6 protein-coding genes and 1 pseudogene are annotated in these 7,958 nt (G+C 57.8%); all 7 read left to right on the plus strand.

Annotation, left to right across the window (positions count from 1 at the left end; genetic code table 11):
- Positions 1-105: 105 nt before the first annotated feature.
- Positions 106-489: pseudogene (locus GSQ92_RS25585) on the plus strand (IS21 family transposase); the annotation flags it as partial.
- Positions 490-553: 64 nt separating this feature from the next.
- A complete protein-coding gene (locus tag GSQ92_RS31915; RefSeq protein ID WP_216856949.1) occupies positions 554-862 on the plus strand; it encodes an ATP-binding protein in 309 nt (102 codons plus the stop codon).
- A 992-nt stretch (positions 863-1,854) separates the two neighbouring features.
- Entirely contained in the window at positions 1,855-2,211 is a 357-nt protein-coding gene (locus GSQ92_RS25595; protein WP_159014388.1) for a hypothetical protein, read from the plus strand.
- Positions 2,212-2,230: 19 nt separating this feature from the next.
- Positions 2,231-2,677 (plus strand): OmpA family protein, encoded by a 447-nt coding sequence (locus tag GSQ92_RS31920; protein WP_159014390.1) that lies wholly within the window; start codon positions 2,231-2,233, stop codon positions 2,675-2,677.
- Positions 2,678-2,697: 20 nt separating this feature from the next.
- The gene (locus tag GSQ92_RS25605) at positions 2,698-3,564 is read left to right on the plus strand and encodes a tetratricopeptide repeat protein (RefSeq protein ID WP_159014392.1); all 867 of its coding nucleotides are present in this window, start codon (positions 2,698-2,700) and stop codon (positions 3,562-3,564) included.
- A 236-nt stretch (positions 3,565-3,800) separates the two neighbouring features.
- Positions 3,801-5,798 carry an acyltransferase family protein gene (locus tag GSQ92_RS25610; RefSeq protein WP_256367132.1) on the plus strand — a complete coding sequence of 666 codons (1,998 nt, stop codon included), beginning with the start codon at positions 3,801-3,803 and terminating at the stop codon, positions 5,796-5,798.
- Between the two features lie 1,002 nt (positions 5,799-6,800).
- Complete coding sequence (locus GSQ92_RS25615; protein WP_159014396.1) at positions 6,801-7,865, plus strand: IS110 family transposase; 1,065 nt, start codon at positions 6,801-6,803, stop codon at positions 7,863-7,865.
- Positions 7,866-7,958: the final 93 nt, after the last annotated feature.

A 7,958-nucleotide genomic window follows, 5' to 3' on the forward strand; every position in this document is an offset into this window, starting at 1 on the left:
TGACTTTCGAGGTTTGGCAGGAGGAGACCTATGCGCGGAATGCGGCATGATCGGCTTTCAGTCCGCGCGCTTCGTTCAGATGCGTCCTCTTCCAATTAATGTGACAATGCCACCGTCGCCGACCACATGCCCTCCAGCCACCGCCGTCATAAGGATTGGACGATTGAGAGGATCATGCAGGAAGCGATCGCCATCGGGCCGTCGGTCGAGCTCCTCTGTCAGTTGATCTTCGAAGATCGGCCTCATCCCGAGCAGGGCTCCCGCTCCTGTCGCGGGATCGTTGGCTTGGCTAGGAGCTTCGGCGCGTCCCGGGTCGAAGCGGCGTGCCTACGCGCCCTGGAAATTGGCGCTCGGGCCTACGGGCCGGTCCGCTCGATCTTCGACAAGAAGCTCGACGGCCTGCCCGCGCAGCACCTGCGCGGGTCCGCTCCACAGTCCGAGCTTGAGATCGAGCACATCAACATCCGTGGCTCTCGATATTACCACTGAAGGAAAGATGAATATGCTGAACCACCCCACTCTCGCTCAGCTCAACGCCTTGGGCCTACATGGCATGGCCAAGGCTTTCTCGGAACTCATCACGGACCTTGAGGCGGCCGGCCTACAGCACAGCGAGTGGCTCGCCATGCTCCTCGATCGCGAAGTCGTTTATCGCCAGGACAAACGCATGGGCGCTCGCCTCCGGCACGCCAAGCTCCGCCATCAAGCGGCGCCCGAAGGCATCGACTACCGCGCTCCACGCGGGCTTGAACGCCAATTGGTTCAAGAGCTGCTAAAAGGAAGCTGGTTCGAGGCTCATGAGACCCAACCACGCGTCAGAAGGCAAGAATCTTCTTGCTTCTCCGGGGGCGTCCACAGATGAGCCTAGCGCCGCGGCGAAATCCCGCTCCAGCAACGGATCCGCGCATCTAGAAGGGGACGAACCCCGTAGTCTAGCCAGGGGAGGACGCACGATGGGATGTGCGATAGTCGCGATACCGAAAAAGGCTGATTGCAATTTTGCCTATTAGCCAAAAGGATAAGTCGATGTGCGGACCCGAAGAGCAAATTTCGATATCAGCGCAAGCGCGGCTGTGATTGTGGGCACGCAAAGAGAGCCGACGCGGGGCAAGTCTCGGTCGGCTCTATGCAGGGGAGCCGTGCAGAATGCCTAAGGGCTACCCACCTTCGCATAACGAGCGTGCTGCACCCAGTTTCAGCACGGATCCTCACGAACGAGAGAAAACGATATGGCTGCGTGAATTGGTTTCGCAGGCTAATTACCTCGCGTCGGGAGCAGACGACGCTGTCGAATCAAAGAAACTGCTCGACCAACTGGAACGGCTCCGTCAGGCACAACGCGGCCGGAACGGTCGGGTAAGGCGACCGGTCATGGTGACGCGCATCGGCGTCCGCTCAATCACGCTTGGCCTCCTGTTAGCAATTTCCACAACGTCATTCCTATTATACTCGAGCGTAAGACCTGTCTCACGCCTTAGCCAAACAAGTCGCTCTAAGCCCACGTACGACATCGCCAGCAATGCGGTTGCGGCGATATCTTCACCTCGCCCGCTTGCTCCGGTATCTAAGGCGCATCGGTCAGACACTTCATCGTTCGAAGCTCAAACCACTTCCGATCGAGCGGATATCGGGCAGCTGGACAGAGCGCCCCCCAAAGAGCCCTACGCGGCCACTATAGCGTCCACGGCTTTTCCCCCTCAGCCCGTGCCCACGCCGCCGAAAGCGCTGCTCGACTGGTCTAAAAGTTGGCAGCAGGGAACACCCAGTGCGCCTCCTCATGCGGTTAGAGTAGGTCCAGCGCCCGTCGTAGCCGCGAAGCCTGTGCGTTTACTTCTGGTCCCGCCTCACCCATCAATGCCAACGCCGCTTGGCCGGTCTGAAGTTGCAACGGCCTTCCTAAACGTTGATGCTCTTCCCGAAGGCACAGCGCTTCACGTCTATGTCAACTATTCTTCGAAAATTCCTGACGAGGTCTCGCAAGCGACGGCAATCTTGCGGAAACTACAAAGTCAAGCTGTTGATGTGGTCAGTCGGGATAACCATACTCAGCCCTTCCAAGAGGGTAGCGTCACATACTTCTTCTCCGACGACAGCGGTGGAGCGAAGTTGGTCGCTCAGAAAGTAAAGGATCTGACTGGTCACGATGCTGCCATTAAACTGCTGAAGCAAGCACCGCTGCCGCGACCAGGAACCGTCGAAGTTAACCTTTAGTCCAACACGAGGAACTCCCATGAGCTACATTAGTAGGTCGAGCCTGACATTCTCTCTCTTAGCAATCTTGAGCTCTCCGACAGCTTTTGCTCAGTCGACAACGAGCACACCCCAAGATGCGGCCGCCAGCAAAGCCCCGAGTAGCCTTTCCATTTATTTCGATACCGGCAGCAGCGCGATCCGCTCCGATGAGACTAGGGTACTCGATCAAGCGTCACGTCTTTACAATGATGGCAAGCCAATCGTCATGATCGTTAAGGGAATGTCCGATACCACGGGTCCTGCCGAAGCCAATCTTCTTCTGTCGCAGAGTCGAGCTGACACGGTGCTTATAGCACTAATTTCACGTGGGATCCCTGCAGATCGTTTTCAGGTTCTTGCGACAGGCGAGACGGAGCCCGCTATAGCCACTCTGCAGGGGGTCGCGGAGCAGCGTAACCGACGTGTCGAGATCACGTGGCGCTAAGCCACCTCGGTCTGCTGGTTTTGGCCGTCGCCGCCTGGCCAGCATACGCAGCCGCCGCCACAGTCTCCGATGGTCAGGCAGCTTACGATTCCGGCCGATTTCAGGACGCCCTCAAGATTTGGTCGCAGCTGGCGGAACAGGGTGATGCACGCGCCCAATTCGACCTCGGGCTCCTTTACGATATTGGCGCAGGCGTGGAAGCCAATCCAACACGGGCCTTCGCCTATTATGAGCGCGCGGCTACAGCCGGTTTGCCAACTGCGGAGTTCAATGTCGGTGTTATGTATGACAGTGGGCGGGGCATAGTCCACGACGCCTCAAAGGCGGCATCTTGGTACTCTCGCGCCGCCGCCCGCGGCCATACCCGGGCCGCCTTCAACATCGGGCAACTCTATGAGACCGGCGACGGAGTGCCGCAAAATTTAGACGTGGCCGAACAATGGTATGGCATAGCGAGTGCCGTTATACCGGCGGCGGACGCAAAGCGGAGGGATCTCAAGCGAGAGATAAACTACTCGACCTCGAAGCGCTTTGCGCCCCCTCTGGCCGCATATCCGGTCGGTACGGACGCGGTGCTGACACCTAATCGTGACGTAGAGTTGGTCTGGCTTGCGCCGCCGGAACCCAGTGCTACCCGCTTTTTCGTTGAACTGCGGGAGATGAGGGGCGGCAACTCCAACGAAGTCTACTCAGGTTACACCGACTTGACAGCAATAGTGGTACCCCTGAATGATGCCGATCGGTTCGCTTGGCGCGTCTACGCTGTTGCCGAAGACGGCTCGCACTATTCCACCAGCGGCTGGAATCGCTTCACCGTGACGGACGATACTAAGACTCGTCCTGCTGCAATGGTTCCAGATCATCCATCTAGCCGCCGTGGAGGGTAATCGTGAGGCCGCTTGAGAAGATCAGTAGCCTGTTTCCGAGGCCGGGCCGCGAGCGAATTCGGCATCACACATGCGGTGAAGCGGCCAGCGGCCGCCCATCGGCAGCGATACCTCGGGTGTTCTTCCGTTCTGTTGACTGACCGATGCCATCCCGGCGTGAAGCCCGCCTCGTGGGAAGCTTTCGGCCGGTACGCAGTTGTTCGGTTTGCCTCCTATCGCAAGAGAACTCATTTGAGATGACGTCTAACCACGCCTCCTATCGGCCGGATATCGATGGGCTTCGCGCTATGGCGATTGTCGCCGTGGTCGGATATCACGCGTATCCTACGCTAGTGCCTGGTGGCTTCGTGGGCGTGGACGTCTTCTTCGTGATCTCCGGCTTCCTCATCGGTACAATCATCTATACGGGGCTGGAGAGAGACAACTTTAGCCTTTTGAACTTCTACGTCAGACGCGCGAAAAGAATTCTTCCTGCCCTTATCATTGTCTGCTGCGCGGTTTTGGTAATAGGCTACTTTGTACTGATATCGTCGGAGTACAAAGACCTCGCAGAAAGTGTCGTCGCGGCCTCTTTGTTTTCCTCCAATTTCCTGTTGTGGGTTCAGACTGGATATTTTGACAGCGCAGCCAACAACAAGGAACTGCTTCATCTTTGGTCGCTAGGGGTCGAGGAGCAGTTCTACCTGGTCTGGCCGATTCTCACCTTATTCATGTGGCGTCGAGTGAATTTGTTCACCTTGACCTTGGTAGTCGGAACTATATCTTTTGCAATCAATCTTTATCTGACATATACAAATGCGGTCGCTGCATTTTATCTGCCAGTCTCGCGATTCTGGGAGTTGATGCTGGGCTGCGGACTCGCGCGCTGGAACGTGCGCTCCGCTGTTACACTCGTATCCTACCCTAACCTCAAGTCCTCTATCGGAATCGCCGCGATCGTCGCGTCTGTGGTCTTGTTGTCGACGGACCATCATTTTCCCGGCTGGGCGGCATTGCTCCCAGCGTCGGGTGCGCTTCTGATAATCGCAGCTGGCCCGGATGCCGCAATCAACAAATTTATTCTATCGCGCAGGGCAATAGTGGCGATTGGTCTGATCAGCTATCCCCTTTATCTATGGCATTGGCCGTTATTGTCATTCCTGCGGATTATGGAAGGTGACGCATTACCTGCATCGGGCGCTACGCTTGCAGTCTGTTTGTCGTTCATTCTGGCCTACCTAACCTACGCAGCTGTCGAGAGGAACGTCAGGCACCTGCACGGATGGATGGTGGCACCAGCTCTCTGCGCTGTCTTAGCGACGATCGGGTTTGGTGGTCTAGCCATCCGCCAGCACGATGGCGTTCCTGCTCGAGCGATCAATCAGCTGAACGTATCAGACAACCAGGTCGGGAACGTCTCTGCGGAACTGATCAACGAGTGCGGAATGTCATCTAACGAGAAACGTGGCATCGCATTCTGTGTCGCGGACCGGAGAGGGCAGCCTGTTTACGCTTTACTGGGTGACTCGAAGGCAGCGGCGTTGTTTCCTGGCCTCGTGAAAGAGTCTTCTGATCACGAGCGATGGATGTTCATCGGCGGTGCCGCAGCCGCAGGCGCACCGATACCGGTGATTAGCGATGCCGGGCAATATAAGGGGTTCGAGCGCATGACGGTCGTCGCCGCCAACGCCGTCGCTCGGAATCCATCCATACAGGTCGTAGTCCTGGTCACAGCGATCCGGTCGCTGTTCCAGACCACCGATCCGTATCTGAAGGATCTTGCTCAGACTCGGAACTCCGAGATCGTCTTCCGCGGGCTGGACAAAATGGTCGCCGACATGACAGGCGCGGGTAAGAACGTTGTCCTGGTTATGGACAACCCCACACTCGCTGATCCGGTGTCATGCATAAGCCGGCGCACTTCACTCGCGATCGTTAATCGAATATTTCGGCATCGGATCAACGATTATTGTTCGGTATTGATTAGCGCCAACATGGAGCGAACAAAGGTCTATCGAGAGGTTATCAAACGGCTGTCGTTGAAATGGAGCGGTCGGTTGAAAATCGTTGATCCCACTAGCGTGCTGTGTTCAACCAAGAGAAACAGCTGTCCGATTGAAAAGGACGGTCATCTGCTTTACAGTTATGACGACCACATCTCAGACTATGGGAGTATTCTCGTGGCTCGTGAGATTATACCCGTCGTTCGTCGTTGGCATTATGCGGAAAGTGGAGACGAACGGCGCGGTGGATGAGGAAAGCATATCACAGTGCCCTTCTTCGGATGATTGGATGCTGGTCGCGCGCAATTTTCACCGCCGCGGATTGATCGTCGGCCGCAGCGGCGCCGTTTTATGTGGTCTGTGCATGAAGCGCTGCGCTGCTGAGATTCCATTTTCGGTCTACGCTTTGGGCCGGTCCGGACCTCCACGACCAGGGGTGCTCACACTGCGAGCATACCGTTCATACTATAAAGGCCATTGAAGGGTGTCAGCGGTATGGACTCGCTCTGACGAGCGTCAACGTCAGGGACAAACGCATGAGCAAAATATCCCAACTACTCGCCGGTTCACCTTCTCAGGATTCCACCCCGCCTTGGTTGCCGCTGCGCTTGCCGGCGGCATGATTGCGGCCATGGCTCCCATGTCAGCAGACGAGGCGGTAACGGTGTTCGGTGATGCGCTGGCAGCGCACTCCCGAGCCGTTGAAGCGGAACGAAGCGACACGTAGAGGCGGCGGCCAACGCGAAGCTCGCCGCATTCGGCGTGCCCACCAATCGCCAGATACATCCGCCCGCCCTAGTTCCGCTTAAGGAAAAGACGGGGTGGAACGTCAATGATCCTTATAATTGCTTGCACAGTCTGCGGCGGAACCAAGTTTCGGCGGAGCGGGGGCTGCGAGCGTTGCTGCAGTGCGTCCGATCAGCGTTATCGAGCGGCACTTTGGGATCGATTGAAAGCGGAAACCCCTAAGTCGGAGGCAGCAAAGGGCGACCAAGCTCCGAGTATTGACCCCCATCAGGGGCGGAATCCTCCGCTACACAGTTGAATGAGACTGTGAGTTTGTATGGGCTGCCTGGTTTGCCTGACCCTGAATGAGACTGACCTCGTGTCTTAGGGATGATTTGTCGGCCTTCCAGACAGCGCCTGTCGGTCGGGCGAGACGTGACCTCATAGGAGTTTGAAGCTTTGGTCCCATCACAGTCCTGTCCGCTCGTTCGACCGTCAGGCTCCGCAACCCACTCGGAGTCTCCTGCCATGAACCAGACTGCTGCTGCCGAGGTTGTCGTCGGCGTCGATACTCATAAGCACATCCATGTTGCCGCGGCGGTCAGCCCACTCGGCATGCGCCTGGGCACCATCACCATTCCAACAAACGCAAAAGGCTATCGGGATCTCGCGGCTTGGGCCTGCTCGTTCGGCAACATCAGGGCCTTCAGCATCGAGGGCACTAGATCGTACGGAGCGGCCCTCGCGCGGTTCCTGCGCGTGCAGGAACATACCGTGATCGAGGTCAACCGTTCCGACCGGCAACTGCGACATCAGAGGGGTAAGAGTGATCCGATCGATGCCGAGGCGGCTGCTCGGGCGGTCCTCGGCGGCCAGGCGACCGGTCTTTCTAAATCGGGCACGAGCACGGTGGAGATGATCCGCCATCTCAAGGTGGCCCGTGATACCGCGGTCAAGGCACGGAGCCAGAGCATGCTGGCAATCAAGGCCCTGATTGTCGGCATCCCGTCTGCCTTGCGTGAGCGGCTTGAACTCCTGCGCGGCAAGATGATGCTCATCCGACATCTCGCCGCCTTGCGGCCAGGACCGATCGTCTCGACTGTCGCCTCGGCCAAGGCCGGCCTGCGGGCGCTCGCCCAGCGTTGGCTTGCGCTCGACGACGAAATCAAGGTCCATCAAGCTCATCTAGAGGCGCTCACCCGCGCGCGTGCTCCTGACCTGGTCGAGGTGCATGGGATCGGGAGCGGCACCGCAGCAGAGATGCTCCTTCTCGTTGGTGATAACCATGATCGTATCCGCTCGGAAGCGGCATTTGCCAAACTGTGCGGAGTATGCCCGATCCCCGCATCCAGCGGGAAGACCCAACGGCACAGATTAAACCGTGGCGGTAACCGACAGGCTAACGCGGCACTCTACAGGGTTGTCGTGACGCGCATGCGAGGCCATCAGCCAACGGTCGACTACGTGCAACGCCGCACGGCGGAGGGAAAGAGCAAGCCCGAGATTATTCGCTGCCTCAAACGCTACGTCGCCCGCGAAATCTTTGCGCACCTCCGTCGCGAGCCGATTGCACCCAACATAACCGCCGCTTGACCAACATAGGAGCATCATCCCGTAAGCGGACGGTATCCGTGAGAGGGATGGACGATGACGACACAGCAGATGGATACCGTTGGCGCTGGCCAC

Source organism: Acidisoma sp. S159 (genome assembly GCF_009766125.1).
Classification (GTDB): domain Bacteria; phylum Pseudomonadota; class Alphaproteobacteria; order Acetobacterales; family Acetobacteraceae; genus Acidisoma.